General features: G+C 70.5%; 14 protein-coding genes. 11 read left to right on the top strand and 3 right to left on the bottom strand.

What is annotated here, in order from left to right:
• Window positions 1–15 precede the first annotated feature (15 nt).
• The 7 genes from AB0B72_RS33015 to AB0B72_RS32985 all read left to right on the top strand — a co-directional run bounded on the left by AB0B72_RS33015 (window position 16) and on the right by AB0B72_RS32985 (window position 5,862).
• A complete protein-coding gene (locus AB0B72_RS33015; RefSeq protein WP_367743242.1) occupies window positions 16–2,040 on the top strand; it encodes a histidine kinase in 2,025 nt (674 codons plus the stop codon).
• On the top strand, window positions 2,031–2,678 hold the full coding sequence (locus tag AB0B72_RS33010; protein ID WP_367743240.1) for a response regulator transcription factor: 648 nt from the start codon (window positions 2,031–2,033) through the stop codon (window positions 2,676–2,678). Before AB0B72_RS33015 ends, AB0B72_RS33010 begins: the two co-directional genes overlap by 10 nt.
• Window positions 2,679–2,853: 175 nt before the next feature.
• Window positions 2,854–3,249 (top strand): VOC family protein, encoded by a 396-nt coding sequence (locus AB0B72_RS33005; protein ID WP_367743238.1) that lies wholly within the window; start codon window positions 2,854–2,856, stop codon window positions 3,247–3,249.
• A 291-nt stretch (window positions 3,250–3,540) separates the two neighbouring features.
• Entirely contained in the window at window positions 3,541–3,876 is a 336-nt protein-coding gene (locus AB0B72_RS33000) for a PadR family transcriptional regulator (RefSeq protein WP_367743237.1), read from the top strand.
• Between the two features lie 2 nt (window positions 3,877–3,878).
• Window positions 3,879–4,292, top strand: coding sequence for a DUF1048 domain-containing protein (locus AB0B72_RS32995; RefSeq protein ID WP_367743236.1), 414 nt, complete (start codon window positions 3,879–3,881; stop codon window positions 4,290–4,292).
• The gene (locus AB0B72_RS32990; protein ID WP_367743235.1) at window positions 4,292–5,104 is read left to right on the top strand and encodes an ABC transporter ATP-binding protein; all 813 of its coding nucleotides are present in this window, start codon (window positions 4,292–4,294) and stop codon (window positions 5,102–5,104) included. Before AB0B72_RS32995 ends, AB0B72_RS32990 begins: the two co-directional genes overlap by 1 nt.
• Window positions 5,101–5,862 carry an ABC transporter permease gene (locus tag AB0B72_RS32985; RefSeq protein ID WP_367743234.1) on the top strand — a complete coding sequence of 254 codons (762 nt, stop codon included), beginning with the start codon at window positions 5,101–5,103 and terminating at the stop codon, window positions 5,860–5,862. Before AB0B72_RS32990 ends, AB0B72_RS32985 begins: the two co-directional genes overlap by 4 nt.
• A 92-nt stretch (window positions 5,863–5,954) precedes the next feature.
• On the opposite strand, the gene AB0B72_RS32980 is transcribed toward AB0B72_RS32985, so the two are convergent.
• A complete protein-coding gene (locus AB0B72_RS32980; RefSeq protein WP_367743233.1) occupies window positions 5,955–6,848 on the bottom strand; it encodes an ester cyclase in 894 nt (297 codons plus the stop codon).
• A 172-nt stretch (window positions 6,849–7,020) separates the two neighbouring features.
• On the opposite strand from AB0B72_RS32980, the gene AB0B72_RS32975 reads away from it, so the two are divergent.
• From AB0B72_RS32975 to AB0B72_RS32965, 3 genes are all read left to right on the top strand, one after another.
• Window positions 7,021–7,365 (top strand): YciI family protein, encoded by a 345-nt coding sequence (locus AB0B72_RS32975; protein WP_367743232.1) that lies wholly within the window; start codon window positions 7,021–7,023, stop codon window positions 7,363–7,365.
• Window positions 7,355–8,578, top strand: coding sequence for an RNA polymerase sigma factor (locus AB0B72_RS32970; protein WP_367743230.1), 1,224 nt, complete (start codon window positions 7,355–7,357; stop codon window positions 8,576–8,578). Before AB0B72_RS32975 ends, AB0B72_RS32970 begins: the two co-directional genes overlap by 11 nt.
• An 84-nt stretch (window positions 8,579–8,662) precedes the next feature.
• A complete protein-coding gene (locus AB0B72_RS32965) occupies window positions 8,663–11,923 on the top strand; it encodes a BTAD domain-containing putative transcriptional regulator (protein ID WP_367743228.1) in 3,261 nt (1,086 codons plus the stop codon).
• Here AB0B72_RS32965 and AB0B72_RS32960 read toward each other — a convergent pair.
• Window positions 11,914–13,287, bottom strand: a complete 1,374-nt coding sequence (locus AB0B72_RS32960) for an aspartate aminotransferase family protein (protein ID WP_367743227.1) — start codon at window positions 13,285–13,287, stop codon at window positions 11,914–11,916. The two genes, AB0B72_RS32965 and AB0B72_RS32960, sit on opposite strands and share 10 nt — an antisense overlap.
• 107 nt (window positions 13,288–13,394) lie before the next feature.
• On the opposite strand from AB0B72_RS32960, the gene AB0B72_RS32955 reads away from it, so the two are divergent.
• Window positions 13,395–14,126, top strand: coding sequence for a hypothetical protein (locus tag AB0B72_RS32955; RefSeq protein ID WP_367743224.1), 732 nt, complete (start codon window positions 13,395–13,397; stop codon window positions 14,124–14,126).
• A gap of 24 nt (window positions 14,127–14,150) precedes the next feature.
• Here AB0B72_RS32955 and AB0B72_RS32950 read toward each other — a convergent pair whose 3' ends face one another.
• Window positions 14,151–17,390: an amidase family protein gene (locus AB0B72_RS32950; RefSeq protein WP_367743223.1), complete on the bottom strand. Its 3,240-nt coding sequence runs from the start codon at window positions 17,388–17,390 to the stop codon at window positions 14,151–14,153.
• Between the last annotated feature and the right edge of the window lie 55 nt (window positions 17,391–17,445).

Below are 17,445 nucleotides of genomic sequence, written 5' to 3'. Positions count from 1 at the left end.
TGCCACCATTCCGGTGTGGCCGCAACGGCGAACGCGTACGACGAGGCCCCGCCGGCAGCCCGTGAGGCAGGACTCGGCGTGGTGGCGCTGGTGGTCGCCGTGCTCGTCAGCTATGGGTGGTCTCTCGGATTCCACCTGGCCAACGCCCACAACGGCCTGATCGCGGCGTCGTGGACGGCGGTCGGGCTCTACGTCGTCCGGATGCGGCCCCGGCACCGGGAAGGCTGGCTGTTCGTGGCCACCGGTGTGGTGCACGCAGTGATGTTCTTCGGCCGGCAGTACGGCCTGCACGAAGGTCCGCTGCCGGGTGCGTCATGGATGGGGTGGATCGGCGTCTGGCCACTGCCTCTCGCGATCGCGGCGTTCGGCTGGATGCTGATGGCGTTCCCCGACGGCAGGCTGCTGTCCCGCGGATGGCTCGGGGTCGCGTGGGGCATGGTCGTGCTGGCTGGTGTGATGGCGGCGGCCTCCGCGTTGTGGCCGGTGGAGTACGACCGGACCGGTCTGGTCGCGCCGCACCCGTTCGATGTGCCGGGGGCCGCGGCGGCCGCCCGGGTGTGGGAGTACGCGCAGTTCGCCTACCTGCTCTTCCAGGCGCTCGGGACGGTCGCGATCGTGGTCCGCCTGCGGCGTGCCGACGGCGACGAGACGCGCCGGATGCGATGGCTGGCGTACGCGGTCGTGATGGACCTGCTGATCCTGGCGGCCGGCGTGGCGATCCTCGGCAGCCCGGTGCCGGGGTTGCTGGCCCTGCCGCTCGTTCCGGTCGCCGCCGCGTTCGGGATCTTGAAACACCGCCTCTACGACATCGATCCGGTCATCAACAAGACCATCGTCGTCGGCGCGATGCTGCTGCTCATCACCGCAGGCTACGTCGCGCTCGTGGTCGGCGTCGGCGGGCTGGCGCGAGGCGTCGGCGGGCTGGTGCGCGTGGAGGAGCGCTGGCTGTCGCTGTTCGCGACGGCCGTCGTCGCAGTCGTGTTCGAACCGTTGCGGCGACGTGCCCAGCGTCTGGCCGACCGGCTCGTCTACGGGCCTCGGGCGACGCCGTACGAGGCGCTGTCCCGGCTCTCCGCCCAGCTCGCCGCGGCGCCCGAGGAGCTGCTGGACGGCATCGCCGCGACGGTCGCGAGCGCGCTCGGTGCAAGGGAGGTGGTCGTCTGGGTCGGCGACGAGGCGTGTATGGTCCCGCGGGCGGGCTGGCCTCACCCCGTGGGCCGGGTCGATCCGGCGCCCCTGACCGGGCTGCGGCACGGGCCGCCCTGGCACCTGCGGCCGATCGTCGATCATGGCACCGTCCGTGGTGCGATCGCCGTACGCAAACCGCCCGGTGAGCCGCTGACCGCGGCTGAGGAGCGGCTGCTGAAGGACCTGGTCGCGCAGACCGGTCTGGTGATCCTCCAGCAGGAGCAGGCTCAGGAGCTGCAGTCGGCCGCGCGGCGCATCGTCTCCGCGGGGGACGCGGCCCGGCGGCGCCTGGAGCGCGACCTCCACGACGGCGTGCAACTCCGGCTGGTGACGCTGGGGATGGAGCTCGGCGCTCTCGCCGAGCAGGCGAAGGCGTCCGGCGACGGCCACCTCGCATCCAGGGCCAAAGACGCTCGTGCTCAGCTGCTGGAGGCCACGGCGGATCTCCGCGAACTGGCCCGCGGCCTGCATCCCATGGTGCTCGCGCAGGACGGTTTGGAGGCCGCGCTGGCCGCCGTGGCGGACAGGTCCGCCATCCCCGTACGGCTACGGGTGAGCGTCGGCGGCAGACTTCCGCGTGAGATCGAGGCGACGGCGTACTACCTGGTCAGCGAGTCGATCACGAACGCGGCGCGGCACTCGGCGGCGAGCGTGGTGACCGTCGAGGTCAGCAGTGGCAACGGCGGGTTACGGATCGCGGTGACCGACGACGGCCGGGGCGGTGCGAGGCCCGCCTCGGGAAGCGGGCTGCAAGGGCTCGCGGACCGGGTCGCCGCGTTGGGAGCCAGGCTCGAACTCGACAGCCCTGCCGGGGGCGGGACGCGGCTCAGGACGGTGCTGCCATGCGGGTGATCGTCGCCGACGACGCGCTGCTGTTCCGGGAGGGGATGGCGCGCATCCTCACCGAGATGGGTTTCGAGGTGATCGGCCAGGCCCGCCACGGCGCCGAGCTGGTCAGCCTGGTGCGCCGGGATCCGCCCGCCGTGGTCATCACCGACCTGCGGATGCCTCCGGGCTTCGCCGACGAAGGCATCGAGGCCGCCACCGAGATCCGGTCTTTCGCACCGCAGGTGGGACTCATGCTGCTGTCGCAGCACGTCGAGGTGCACCACGCGCTGCGGCTCATGCACGAGTTCGACGGCGCGGTCGGCTACCTCCTGAAGGACCGGGTGTCGGATCTCGGAGCGTTCGCCGTCGACATCCGCCGAGTCGCGGCCGGCGAGGTCGTCATCGACCCGGAGTTGGTGTCGCGGCTGGTCGGCCGCCGCCGGGAACGCGACCCCCTCGCCGACCTCACCGACCGCGAGCGCCAGGTCCTGGCGCTGATGGCGCAGGGTCTGACGAACGCGGCACTGGCCGAGGAGCTCTTCGTCAGCCCGAAGACCGTCGAGGGCTACGTGCGCAGTGTCTTCACCAAGCTCGGTCTGGCGCCGGGCGAGCGGGAGCACCGGCGCGTGCTGGCGGTGCTGCAGTTCCTGCGCAAGCACTGACCATATGCGGCGCCGACCCGGCCGGATGTGCCGAGACCGTCAACTGTGGGGTTAACGACCGTTGCGATAGCCGTCGTTGTTCTCCGATCTTCCCGCCGGGATGCTTGATCCATCGAAAGATCGCGCAATTCGGGAGCTGGTCGTACATGTGGATTTCCGACCCCACGGCAGGGCAATGAACGTCATTTCGTCCGCGGTGTCCCTGACGGTCGCCGACCCGGCGGCCTCCAGCGAGTTCCTCACCTCCCATCTCGGTTTCCGCGAAATCCTGGTCGACGCGGATTTCATCACACTGGGCCGTGACGACGCGGCCGTCGAACTCGTCCTGACGCGGCACGACCCCGAGAAGGACCCGCCGGGCCTCGGGCCGACCGGTGTGATCGTGTCGTTCGCGATCACCGGCATCGCCGCCGAGTATGAGCGGCTGCGGGACGAAGGCGCCGAGATCGGCGTCCCGCTCCACCGGGACACCTGGGGCGAGTGGGTGCTACGCCTCACCGACCCCAACGGCGTGGTGATCGAGCTCGTCGAATGGGAGCCACCGGGCGGTATCCAGCCACCCGCCGACTGACGTGGCGCCCGCCGCCGGCACGGTCTGAGCTGGGAGATCGACTTCCTGTTGCCGGGGCTCGCGCTCGCGGCCGACCACGCGGCGTCGTGTCAGCGGCCGCATCAGGACGGTGACGGCCCGGTATCAGCGCGGTCGGCGATGGTGGACCTCGTCGGCGATCCAGCGGCGGTGTGAGCCGTCCGGGGCCTTCGGGTGGCGGGACCTCCCGCCGTCAAGGGGACCTTGCGCCCTCACTATTCAGTGTTACTATGTACCAGTACTAAGCGACATTGAATAGCTGAGGGATGATCCATGGGCAAGCTGGTGACGGAGATGCTCAAGGGAACGCTGGAGGGCATCGTTCTCGCGATCCTGTCCGGCCGCCCCGCGTACGGCTACGAGATCACCGCGTGGCTGCGGGACCAGGGCTTCTCCGACATCGCCGAGGGCACTGTCTACGCGCTGCTCGTCAGGGTCGAGCGGCGCGGTCTCGTCGACGTGGAGAAGATCCCGTCCGAGAAGGGGCCGCCGCGCAAGGTGTACTCCCTGAACGCTCAGGGACGGGCGTACCTCGATGAGTTCTGGAGGACCTGGAGCTTCCTCGCAGAACGGCTCGAACAGCTCCACAAAGGTCAAGGAGGAAATTAGCCATGGGCACAGGCTCAAACGAGCAGAAGAGTCGCTACCAGCAGTACCTGGAGGTGGTCACAGGGTCGATCGAGGACAAGAAGCGCTGGCGGCAGTACAAAGCGCGCATCAGAGGGCTTCCCGAGAACTATCGCACGGCAGTCGAAGCGCTGGAGCGGTACCTGATGCGCTTCGGGCCGGGGGACGGCGCCGACGCGGCTTCGATGTACGAGGACCTGGCCGACCTGTTCGAACAGAGCGCGGCGAACGGAACCCCGATTCGCGAGATCTTCGGGGATGACCCCGTGGAGTTCGTCGAGGCGTTCATCCAGAACTACCCGGTGGGGCGGTGGATCAGCCGGGAGCGTGAACGGTTCGTCGGCGCCATCGAGCGCGCCGCCGGCGAAGACACCGGAAAAGAAGAGAGGACCGTCTGATGACGGCACAGCAAGCCCAGGCGATCCGTGTGCAGGGTCTGGAGAAGTCCTACAAGGAGTTGCAGGTCCTGCGCGGCGTGGACTTCGACGTGGCGCGGGGCAGCATCTTCGCCCTGCTCGGCTCCAACGGGGCCGGCAAGACCACGGTCGTGAAGATCCTGTCCACACTGCTCAAGGCCGACGCGGGAACGGCCAGCATCCACGGTTTCGACGTCGCCACCCAACCGGCGGACGTGCGGGAGTCCATCAGTCTCACCGGACAGTTCGCGGCCGTCGACGAGATCCTCACCGGGCGCGAGAACCTCGTGCTGGTCGCCCGGCTGCGGCACCTCAAGAATCCAGGCAAGATCGCGGACGATCTGCTCGAACGTTTCTCCCTGACCGACGCGGGCGCGCGGAAGGTGTCGACGTATTCGGGTGGCATGCGCCGCCGCATCGACATCGCGATGAGCCTCATCGGGAATCCGCCGGTGATCTTCCTCGACGAGCCGACGACCGGGCTCGACCCCCAGGCGCGCATCGAGGTGTGGCAGGCCGTCAAGGAGCTCGCCGACCAGGGGACGACGGTGCTGCTCACGACGCAGTATCTGGACGAGGCCGAACAGCTCGCCGACCGGATCGCGATCCTCCACGAAGGCCGGATCATCGTGAACGGCACCCTCGCCGAGCTGAAGCAGATGCTCCCGCCCGCCACGGTCGAATACGTCGAGAAGCAGCCGACCCTGGAGGACGTCTTCCTCACGCTCGTCGGTGACAACAGCAAGGACGCGACGCCCGCGGCGTCGGCACGGACGAGTAAGGGACAACGATGACCAAGCACTTCTTCGGCGACACCACCGTCCTGCTGGGACGGTCCCTGCGCCACGTGACGCGCAGTGTGGACACCATCATCACGACCGCGATCACGCCGATCGCCATGATGCTGCTGTTCGTCTACGTGCTGGGCGGCGCGATCAAATCAGGGTCGGACTCGTATGTGAACTACCTGCTGCCCGGCATTCTGCTCATCACGATCGCTTCGGGTATCGCCTACACCGCGTTCCGGCTCTTCCTGGATATGAAGGGCGGCATCTTCGAGCGATTCCAGTCCATGCCGATCGCACGCTCGTCCGTCTTGTGGGCGCACGTGCTGACCTCGCTGGTCGCCAATCTGATCTCGCTCGTGGTCGTCGTGCTCGTCGCCCTGCTCATGGGCTTCCGCTCGGGGGCGGGAGTGCTGGCGTGGCTGGCGGTCGCCGGCATGCTGATCCTGTTCACCCTGGCGCTGACGTGGCTCGCCGTCATCACGGGTCTCACCGCCAAGACCGTGGACGGCGCGAGCGCGTTCTCCTACCCGCTCATCTTCCTGCCGTTCATCAGCTCGGCGTTCGTGCCCACCGGCACCATGCCGGGGCCGGTGCGCGCCTTCGCCGAGCACCAGCCGGTGACGTCCATCGTCAACGCCATCCGCAACCTGTTCGCCCAGCAGCCGGTCGGCTCCGACATCTGGGTCGCCCTCGCCTGGTGTGTCGGAATCCTCGTCGTCGCGTACGTCTTCGCCATGATCACTTACCGCCGTAAAATCTCCTAGGCTTGGTCGAAGATCACCAAACTTGAACAGCCGAAACGCCCCGAGCGGATCCCGCCCGGGGCGTTTTCGCGCCTGGGAGCCGGCCCCGGGCGTCAGGCCGGGACGGCACCGAGCTGCTGCATCAGGGCGACACCGTCGAACTGCGTCCAGATGTCTGTCACCCGGCCGTCCCTGAGGCGGTAGAAGTTCATGCCCTCGACCCTGATCGCCTGGCCGGAGGCGGGGACACCCATGAAGTCCTGCTGCTGAGAACCGGTCACGACCCACCGCGTGGCGACGGTGTCGCCGCAGGCGACGATGTCCTGCAGGTCCTCCTTGAGGTCGGGGAAGATCGCCTTGAATCCCGCGACCTTCTGCTTGAAGCCGGCCAGCGTCGGCTCGTGGCCGGGCGCGGGATTGTGGTCGACCAGGCCCGGGTCGCTGAGCTCGTCGATCGTCGCCTGGTCGGCCGCGCGGAACGCGTGCTCGAAGCGTGTGACGATCTCGATGTCGCCGGACAGGCCAAGCTCCTCTCCTTCCGCCGGCGTCGACGGTGGCGCGTCCCAGCGGCTGATCTCGCCGGCCGGGTAGGCGCCGAACGCGCCGGTCTCGGCGCCGGTCTTGAGGCTGGTGAGGTAGGCGCCCCAGTTGGTGCTGCATCCGCTCATGAATTCGCCGGCCTCTCGCCAGCCGGCGTGGGTGAACAGAAGCGTGGTGCCGTCGTGACCGCTGGACCGAAGGGTGAAGTCGATCCGGGTGCCGATCCAGGTGTCGGGGCCGCCGGTGACCTGCCACACCACGTGGTCCGGGGTGTCGGTCAGGACCCGCATGACGGCGGCGGGCTGCTCGGCGTCGCCGAAGTAGACGCCGAAGCTGGAGCCGACGGTGTGTTCGCCGGTGAGGGACCGCCCGGTCCACCAGCGGGCGATGCCGTCGGTGCCGGCGATGAGGTCGTGTACCCGCTGCGGCGGGGCGTCGATGCTGATGCGGTGCAGGATGTCGGGCATTGTGGGTCCCTTCGGTCAGGTGGTGCTGAGGGCGTGTTTGCAGCAGTGACGAACGGCCGGGCGCCGGACGGACACGACCGCTGAAGAAAAATCGGCGGGCGATGGCTGTCCGTCCACCGCGACGCCGTTCGTCTGATACTTGACGCGGCATCGACCCGTGACAGGAGGACTCATGCAGTACGCATTGCTGGCCTACTCCCCGGCGGAGGACACGGACCGGGCGGCGCGCCCGATGCCGGACGCTCTCGCCGCCCTGCTCGACCGGCCGGACGTCACCGGCTGGGTGCGGCTCCACGCCGACGAGTCGGCGACGACGCTGCGCAACGACGACGGACGGATGCTGCTGACCGACGGGCCGTTCATCGACAGCAAGGAGTACCTCGGCGGCGTGATCCTGATCGAGGCCGACAACCTCGACGGGGCGCTCGCCATCGCCGGGGAGATGCTCCAGGTGACCAGGCCCGGCACCGCGATCGAGGTGCGGCCGGTCCTCGGCGGACGCTTCCGTGGCGCTTGACGCCGTCTTCCGCGACCACTGGGGTCGTGTGCTGGCCACACTCGTCGGGATCCTCGGCGACATCGAACTCGCCGAGGACGCGGCGGCGGAGGCGTTCACCATCGCCGCCGAACGCTGGCCACGCGACGGGGAACCGGCCAACCCCACCGGCTGGCTTGTCACGACCGCACGCAACCGTGCCATCGACCAGCTGCGCCGGCAGCAGGTCCTGGCCGGCAAGACGAAGCTGCTCGCACGTGACATCGAGACCGGGCCACAGCCACCGGAGGCACTCATGGACGACGCCGCCACCATCCCGGACGAGCGGCTGGAGCTGATCTTCACCTGCTGTCACCCGGCGCTCGCCCCGGAGGCGCAGGTGGCGCTCACCCTGCGCACCCTCGGCGGCCTGTCCACCGACGAGATCGCGCTCGCGTTCCTCATCCCGTTCGAGACCATGAGCAAGCGACTCACCAGGGCCAAGCACAAGATCCGCCACGCGGGCATCCCGTTCGCCATACCCCCCGATCACCAGCTGCCCGACCGGCTGGCGGCCGTCCTCGCCGTGGTCTACCTGATCTTCAATCAGGGCTGGGGAGCCGGCCGCGTCGACCTCGCCGCGGAAGCGATCCACCTCGGCCGAGCGCTCGCCGGCCTGATGCCGGACGAACCCGAGGTGCTCGCGCTGCTGGCGCTGATGCTGCTGAACGACGCGCGCAAAGCGGCCCGCGTACGCGACGGGCGGATCGTCCCGCTCGACGACCAGGACCGGACCCTGTGGGAGACGCGGCAGATCGACGAGGGCAGAGCGCTGCTGCGGCAGGCCATGAAACGAGGACGCACCGGGCCCTACCTGGTCCAGGCGGCCATCGCCGACCTGCACCTGCAGGAGCCCCGCGACTGGCGGCAGATCTCCGTGCTGTACGAGACGCTCGTCCGGCAGACCCGGTCGTCGATCGCCGAGATGAACCGGGCCATCGCCGTGACCGAGATCGACGGGCCCGAAGCCGGCCTGGCCATCCTGGACCGCCTCGACCTCGACCACTACCGGTACTTCCACTCCACCCGCGCCGAGCTTCTGCGTCGCGCCGGCCGCGACGGCGAGGCCCATCACGCCTACCGCCGGGCGTACGACCTCGCGCAGACCGAGCCGGAAAAGCGCTTTCTCGCCGACCGGCTGGCCGAGACCACGCCTGTCCCGCGTCCGGAGGCCGGCTCGGACGACCCGGCCTGAAAGCCGGGGTGCACGCTCGGGTGGCACTACGGCACCTTCACGTGGTCATGCCCCTCGGGCGTCGCCCGTCCGTAAGCTGAGAGTGTGTCCCCCGCATTGGTCCTGCTTGACGGCGTCCGCTGGCAGGGTGCGCGCGTGGTCGGCGATCGCGCGCAAACCCTGCTGGCCGTGCTCGCCATGCACGGGCGGACAGGGGTCGGCGACGAGCGCCTGGTCGAGGAGTTGTGGCCCGACGAGGCGCCGGCCAATCCGACGAAGGCGCTGCAGGTGGTCGTCTCGCGGACCAGGGCGGCGACCGGCGCCGACGTCGTGGTGCGGACGCCGCGTGGTTACCGGCTCGGGCTGCCCGCCGCTCAGGTGGACGCGCTGCTGCTCGGCACGCTGGTGGAGCAGGCGCGGGCCGCACTTGGCGAAGACGACATGGCGCTCGCGCGTCGCCGCGCCGAAGAGGCCATGGGTCTCGTGGCCGGCGGCGTGGACGGCGCCACGGGGCCACTCGCCGAGCTGAGAGGCGTCGCCGCGGGGTGGGTGGCCGAGGCGCGACGGGTGGCGGCGATCGCGCTGGGCCGCAGCGGCGCACACGAGGACGCGCTGCCGCTGCTGGAGGAGGCCGCGGCCGATCGGCCGCATGACGAGGAGCTGCTCGCCTGCCTGCTGCGCAGCGAGGCCGCCGTACGAGGCGGCGCCGCCGCTCTGGAGCGCTACGAGCGGTATCGCGCGGATCTGGCCGCACGGCTCGGCGCCGGCCCGGGGCCTGAGCTCGCCCGCGTGTACGCCGGACTCCTCGTCGCCGATCGGCCCGTGCGTGAGGGCATCCTGTTCGACGGCTCCTCGCTGCTCGGCCGCGACGGCGACATACGCGCTGTGCACGCCCTGTTGCAGACCAACCGCGTGGTCTCCGTCATCGGCCCCGGCGGGCTGGGCAAGACGCGGCTGGCTCATGTCGTGGGCAGGAACGCCGCACAGCCCGTCGCTCACTTCGTCGAACTCGTCGGCGTCTCCTCGCCGGAGGGCGTGGTGGGCGCGGTGGGGTCGGCGCTCGGGGTCCGGGACTCGGTCAGCGGGCGCCATGCCCTGACCGCCCGGCAGCGCGCCGACATTCGCACCCGGATCGCCCAGCATCTCGACCAGGCTCCGGCGCTGCTGATCCTGGACAACTGCGAGCACGTGATCGAGGCCGTCGCCGATCTGGTGGCGTTCCTGACCGTGACGACCCGCGACCTTCGGGTGCTGATCACCTCGCGCGCCCCCTTGTCGATCCCCGCCGAACGCGTCTACCTGCTCGGCGAGCTGCCCACGGGCGACGCCGTGGAGTTGTTCCGCCAGCGGGCCACGGCCGCCCGCCCCGGTGTGCGGATCGACGAGGCGATGATCGAGGCGGTCGTCGCCCGCCTCGACGGCCTGCCGCTCGCGATCGAGCTGGCCGCGGCCAAGGTGCGGGTGATGTCGGTGGAGGAGATCGGGCGGCGCCTGGCCGACCGGTTCGCGCTGCTGCGCGGTGGGAACCGTACGGCCCCCGACCGGCACCAGACGCTGCTCGCGGTCATCGACTGGTCGTGGAACCTGCTGGACGAGCCGGAACGGCGGGCGTTGCGGTGGCTGTCGCTGTTCGGCGACGGGTTCACACTGGCCGCGGCCGAGCACGTGCTCGGCGCGGACGCCCTGCGCGTCGTGGACGCGCTGACCGAGCAGTCGATGCTGAGCGTCCGCGAGACGACGTACGGCCTCCGATACCGGATGCTGGAGACCGTCAGGGAGTTCGGGCGGATGCGGCTGGCGGAGGCCGGCGAGGAGACACCCGCCCGGGCGGCGCAGCGAGCCTGGGCGACGGCGTACGCCCTCGAACATATGGTTGAGCTGTTCAGCCCGGCGCAGTTCGCGGCGGCCGACGCGTTGCGAGCCGAGGAGGGCAACCTCGCCGATCTGCTCCGGCAGGCACTCGGCGAGTCCGATCCCGTCACGACGGTCCAGTTGCTGGCCGGCGTCGGCGCGCTGTGGTCGATCCGTGGCGACCACGCCAGGATCTTCGCCCACTGGGAGGCGATCATCCAGGCGATCACCGGCTGGACGCCGCCGGCGCACCTCGTCGAGGTGACCAGGGCCGCCGCGATGATCACGCTCATGAACACCCTGATCGTGACCGATCGCAGTGGCGATCCGTTGCGCGATCTCCTCCGCAAGCTGCCCATCAGTGACGCGACGGATTCCCGCGTGGCGGCGATGGCCACGGTGCTGCTCGCGTGCGACGCGGTGGACGACACCGAGCTGCGTCACCGGCTGGCGGAGTTGAGCCGGAGCACCGACCATTACATCGCCTTGGCGGCGACGCAGATGAGCGTCCACGTCCTGGAGAGCGCGGGTGACGTGACCCGGGCGATCGAGGCCGCCGAGCGGGCCCTGACGATGCTCCGCGAGGACGAGGGGCCGTGGCTCACCGCGATCATGCGGGCGGTGCTGGCCCACCTGGTCATGCACCTCGGCGACCGCCGGCGGGCGGCCGGCCACGCGCGCGCCGCCATCCCCGTGCTGAGCCGGCTCGGCGCCGTCGACGACGAGACTCAGCTGCGCGCGGGGCTGCTGACCTCCGCGCTCGCCGACGGCGACCTCGACACCGCGGAGGCCGAGCTCGCCGAGATCATCCGGATCAACGACGGCGAGGTGGTGCTCGGCGGGATGGCGATCGTCTCGTTGTGCACGGCCGAGCTCGCCCTCGCCCGCGGGGAGAGGGCCGCCGCGCTCGCGGAATACCGCGTGGCCGTCCAGCGGGCACGCGATCTGCGCCTGCCCGGGATGTCGCGAACGGACTTCACGCCGTGGACGATCATCGCCGTGTCGGTCACCCTGACGGCGTACGCGTACCACGCCCCGCCGGAGGACGTCCGGTACGGCGAGGAGTTGTTCACCGCCGTCCGGGGCTACGACCTGCTGCGTGTGCAGAACCCCGTGATCGACTATCCGCTGTGCGGCGCGATGCTCTTCGCGCTCGGCGCCTGGGGACTGCTGCGGGGAGCCCTCGCCACCGGCGACGCGATCGCGTTGCTGGTGCTGGCCGAGCGGTTCGCGTACAACCGCAGCATGCCCAGCATGGCCTTCGAGCGGATCGAGCCGCACGCGGAGCGGGCCGCGCCCGGGATGATCGCCGCCGTCCGGGCCGCGTACGGCGATCGACGCGGCTCCGACCTGCTCGATGAGGCGCGCGGTCTCGTCGAGCAGGTCTCCGGCTCGCGACCGCCCGGCACGGTCTCCCCTTGTTCCGTCCGGTCGGCGCGCGTAGATCACGATGACGAGCAGGCACGCGAGGAGCGTCCAGCCCACGAGGTCGTGGGCGGCCGTGATCAGACGTGAGATCGGGTTGACGCGAGGCGGACGATCGCGGCGACCGACCGGTCCACGTCCGCCTCGGTGGTGGTGGCGTTCGACACCGAGATCCGCATCAGCCGCCGTCCCCGCCAGGTCGTACCGCCCACCCAGCAGGTGCCGTCCGCCTGCACCGCCGCCACCACCCGGTCGGTGCGCGCGTCGTCGCCGAACCCGACCAGCACCTGGTTGAGGACCACGTCGTTCGCCACCTCGAAACCGGCCGAGGCCAGGCCCTCGGCGAACCGGCGGGCCAGCGCGCAGCAGCGGTCGACCACCGCCGCGACCCCGTCGCGTCCCAGCTCCCGCAGTCCGGCCCACACGGCGAACCCGCGGGCCCTGCGCGAGGACTCGGTGGTGAGGTCCGCTCCCGCCGGTGTGCCGCCCGAACCGACCAGGTACGCGGCGGCGTAGGACATCGCCGCCGCATGCGCGCCGGGCCGGGCGCAGAACACGAAGGCCGAGTCGTACGGAAGATTCAGCCACTTGTGACCGTCGCAGGCCCACGAGTCCGCCAGCTCCAGCCCGTCCACCAGATACCGGGTCGCGGGGCTCGCAGCGGCCCACAGCCCGAACGCCCCGTCCACGTGCACCCACCCGCCGTGCCGGTGGACCAGTTCGCACGCCTCCCGAAGCTCGTCGCAGGCGCCGGTGTTCACGTTGCCGGCCTGGAGACACACGATCGTGGGGCCCGGGGAGCCGGCTTTCAGCAGCTCCCGCAGCGACCCGAGGTCGATGGCGCCGTTCGGCCCGGCATGCGCGGGCTCCACCACGTCCACCCCGAGGCCGAGCAGACGCAGTGACCGGTCGATGGTCGCGTGCCGCTCCTCTCCGGCGATGACCCGGATCGGCGGCGCTCCGAGCAGCCCGCGCCGTTCCACGTCCCAGCCCGCGTCCGCCAGCACCTGGTGCCGGGCCGCGGCGAGCCCGACGGTGTTGGCCGCCTGGCAGCCGGTGACGAAACCGGCCGATGCGGACGGCGGAATTCCCAGCAGCTCCTTCAGCCAGGCGCCGGCGGCGGTCTCGGCCGCGATGGCCGCCGGCGACGAGACCGCGTTGTGCGCGCTCTGGTCCCAGCCGGCGGCGAGGATGTCGGCCGCGGTCGCCGCCGGCAGCGCGCCGCCGATCACGAACCCGAAGTATCGCGGGCCCGCGCTCGCGACCAGGCCGGGCTCGGCCGCGGCGATCAGGTCCGTCAGCACCTGCTCCGGTGGCATGGGGGTGGAGGGCAACGGGCCGGAGAACGCGTCGGCCAACCCGCCCTGGTCGCTCGACGCTCCGACCGGCCGGTCAGGCAACGACCGCCGGTAGTCGGATGCACAGTCGGCGGCCAAACGGAACAAACGACTCATATCCTCCACCGGGGCACCTTATCCCGGAGGTCCTCGGCCGCCATCTCGACCAGGGGCGAGCGCGCACCAGGCGCCGTTCACGTCGTCGATCCGCGAGGATGATCTGTATGGGAACGGAGGCGGCGGGGGCGTTCGCCGCACTGCTGGACCGTTCGCTCGTCCAGATGGCGGAGGCGTCAGCGGACGCCCGGACCTACGATCGCAAGGCCATTTACACGGTCGCCGACGTGTGGGACAACAACACCTTCCCCTTGTTCCGCGCGATGGCCGCACGTACATCGTGGGGCCGTGAGCGGCGGGCACGTGCCGCTCTGAAGTGGATGGCCGATCTCGGCGCGGAGCGGCGGACGTGGATGGTGGAGCAGTCCGCGATCGCCGGGTACCGGCTTGAGCCGTTGCTGCCACCACAGGTGAAACGCGACCGCGGCCCGCGCGAGCCGTCTCGCCGGAGACGCCCGCGGCGACAGCCGGAGCCGCTGGAGGACGTCGCGTTGGTGGCCGCGACGATCCTTCACGGAGTGATGATGGAGATCCGCATGGTGCGCCACGCCGCCTATGCCGGGCGGACAGATGTCCGGCCCCTGTGCCTGGCGCTTGCCGGTGCGGGGGAGGCCATCTTGGCCGCGAGCACTCATGGCCGCGCGAGCCGGCGTGAAGCGGCCTTCCGTCACATGGTCGAGCACTGGGTGCGGGAGGGGGAGCTTGAGCGGGCTCCCTGGTTCGCGGGCCGCCTGCGTGGTCTCGCCGACGCGACCGGCGGCGCCACTCGTGAGTGGGTCGGATCGCTGATCCCGCCGCTGGAAGGGGGCGGCGAGCGGGAAGGGGCCCGCGCCGGGTGACGGCGCGGGCCCTGGAGGATGGGGTCAGCGGCGGGATTCGAGGAGACGGTCGCCGGGGTTGCACAGCTCCCCGGTGAAGAACGTGCTGCCGGGCACGCACCGCCACATGCTCGGGTTGGTGTAACTGGGCGCGAGGCGGACGTTCGTCGCCTGCTCCAGGGCGTAGCCGTCGGCGAGGAGGGTGGACTCGCTGAAGGCCGTGCCGACGAGGGTGACGCCGACAGGGTTGTGGCCCGAGGAGCTGGCGGTCGCGCCGTACCCGGCGGGGAGCGTCAGCGCCGGATAGCCGGCGCGGTCGGCGTAACCGATGAGCGGGCTGCCGCCCGGCACCATGACGGCGTCGAAGTCGTCCGACTTGTCGTCCGGCGTCCCGTTGGTGAGGACGTTGTCGATGAGCGCCCGGCTCGACGACCTGCCCGCATCGAGGTCGGCCTTGTACGCCGCGCCGGTGGCGGGGTCGGACAGGTCGACGGCCTGGGCGGCGAGAAGCTGGCCCTGCTGGTACTTCAGCCCTTCCACGGGGTTGGCGTTGTTGTAGTCGATGACGGCCTGGAGCGACCGGGCTCCCGGACCGCGCCGGATGCCGGACAGGTAGATGTTCAGGTCGCGCTTGAACTCGCTCGGCACGATGCTCGCCGGGTCGGGGTTCGGCGTGCCGATCGTCACCTGCGTCGCCGTGGTCCCGAGCGCCTGCAGGGCCGTCACCGCCGCGGCGTACGGCACTGCCGCGTTGTCCACGATGGCGATCTTCTTGCCCTTGAGCGCGGTCGGGGACAGACCCGCCGTGTAGTCCTTGACGGGCGCTCCCGCCGTCGCAGGGTCGGCCTTGTCCGGTCCGGCGATCACCGTGAGCGCGCTCGCGGCGTCGTAGACGGTGCGGCTGATCGGCCCGGGAGCGTCCTGCGACCGGGCGACCGGAAGGACTCCGGTGCGGCTGACCAGGCCGACCGTCGGCTTCAGGCCGACGACGCCGGCCGCGTCTGCGGGGGCGACGAGCTGGGCCGAGTCGGTCGACGTCTCCATGCCGACGGTGAACGCCGCCAGCCCGGAGGCCGTCGCCGCCGCCGAACCGGCGGACGAACCGGCCGGGGTCTTGTCGGTGTCGGACGGCAGGAGCACCTGACCGGCGAGTGAGGAGTATCCCTTCGGCATGTTCGCGTCGAAGACGCCGTTCAGCTCGGAGATGTTCGTCTTGCCGAGGATGATGGCTCCGGCCGCCTTGAGCTTGGCCGCCACCGTCGAGTCGCGGCCCGGCTGGAGGTCCTGCAGGGCGATCGAGCCACCCGTCGTCGCCAGCGATTCGACGTCGAACCCGTCGTTGAGCAGGACGGGCAGGCCGTACAAGGGACCGCGCGGATGCTTGTTGTCCTTCTTGTTCCGATCCTTGTCGAGCGCGCGGGCCTCCTTGACGGCGTCCGGATTGATCGAGCGGACCGCCTGGGTGGCCGGCCCCTCGGCGTTGGTCAGCGCGATCCGGTAGAGGTAGGCCTTGACGAGGTCCTCCGAGCTCAGCGTGCCGGCGGCGAGCCGGGCGCTGAGGCTCTGAGCCGACTCGGTCTCCAGCGAGAACGGCAGCGGCCGGGGGGCTTGGCCGATCATGTGCATGATCGTGTCGTAGTCGGGGTTGCAGTGGCCGCGCCCGGCGAAGGGCTCGGCGGGGACCGTCTTCGCGCAGCGGTACATGCTCGGGTTCACCGAACCGGCCGTCTGGCGCAGGTGGGTGGCCTGCTCGATGACGTACCCGACGCCGATCAGGTTGTACTCGTCGTACGCGTTGCCGTGGACCTGCACGTTGACCGCGCGGCGGGTCGTGGCGGCGTATCCCATGGGGATCGTGATCGAGGGGTATCCGGCCTGCGGCGCGTTGGGAACGCTGCCGAGGATCGCGATCACGGGGTCCGCCGGCTGGGCCGGGTCGGAGTTGGTGTAGGTCATCATGTCGTCGATGGCCTTGTGCCAGGCGGCCTTGCGTACGGGCAGGTTCGCCCGGTACGCGGTCTCGTTGGCCCCGCCGGGGGTGATGTCGGCGAGCCCCGCGCTGACGTGGTTGGCGTTGCCGAACTTCAGGGCCTGCTGGGCGTTGGCCTGGTTGTCGGTGATCTCCTGGGCCAGCGACTGGATCGGCGCCTGCGGGCCGAGGCGCTTGTAGTACTCGTCGATGGTCTTGTGCTGCTCGTATCCGGCGGGCAGCGCCGGCAGGGTGCCGATGGTCGTCGTCGGCCGCGGCACCATGATCGCGCCCGCGGCGGTCAGCGCGTCGTACGCGGCCTTGAGCGGGCTGCCGTCGGTGAGCGTGCCGTTGAAGCCGATCTTCTTGCCCTTGACGAAGCCGGTGTCGAGGGCCGCCATGTAGTCCGGCACCTGCGCGGGCGGCGTGGGGATGACGCCGGTGGCGAGGTAGTCGGGCCCGAAGATCGCGCTGTACTCCGCGTCGCTGCCCGGGTCGGGCCCGGCGATCGATGCGAGCGTCATCGCGGCGTCCGAGACGCTGCGGACCATCGGGCCCGCCGTGTCCTGCGACGCGCTGATCGGCGCGATGCCGTAGCCCGGCACGAGCCCGACGGTCGGCCGCAGGCCGACGAGGCTCTGCGTGCTCGACGGGCTGATGATCGAGCCCGACGTCTCCGTGCCGATGCCCAGTGTGGACATGGCCGCCGCCATGGCGGCGCCGGTTCCGGACGACGAGCCGCTGGGGTTCTGGTCGGCGTCGATGCCGTTGATGACCTGTCCGGTGAGGTTGCTGAAACCGGACGGCTGGTTGCCGAAGCTGTTGGCGAACTCCGACAGGCCCAGCTTGCCGAGGATCACGACCCCGTGCTCGCGCAGCTTCTTCGTGATGCCCGCGTCCGTCGCCGGATACGACTTGCGCAGCGAGTAGTTGCCGGCCGAGGTGTACATGCCGGCGACGTCGACGAGGTCCTTCATGAGGATCGGCAGCCCGTGCGCCGGCCCGAGGACGTGCCCGGCCGCCCGCTGCCGGTCGGCCTGCGCCGCTTCCTTCAGCGCGTCCGCGTTGAGCTGCGTCACGGCGTTCAGCCCCGGGCCGCGCTTGTTCAGCGCCGCGATCCGGTCGAGGTAGGCCTGGGTCAGCTCGACGGAGGTGAGCTGGCCCTTGGCCATCATGGCCTCGGCCTGGGCGCCGGTCAGGGTTTCCAGATCCAGTACGGGAGGCCGATGGGGCTTGGCCAGGGCCACCGCCGGCGTCAGGGGGATGGTGAGAGAAACGGTGAAAAGAGCAGTGAGGGTGAATCGGACTTTGTGCACCAAGCGCTCCTTGTGGAACCCGGTAATGCACGCGACCGTATAGACGATCAGTTAC

Source organism: Microbispora sp. NPDC049125 (genome assembly GCF_040802045.1).
Taxonomy (GTDB): Bacteria; Actinomycetota; Actinomycetes; order Streptosporangiales; family Streptosporangiaceae; genus Microbispora.
This window is presented reverse-complemented; position numbering and strand designations above follow the sequence as displayed.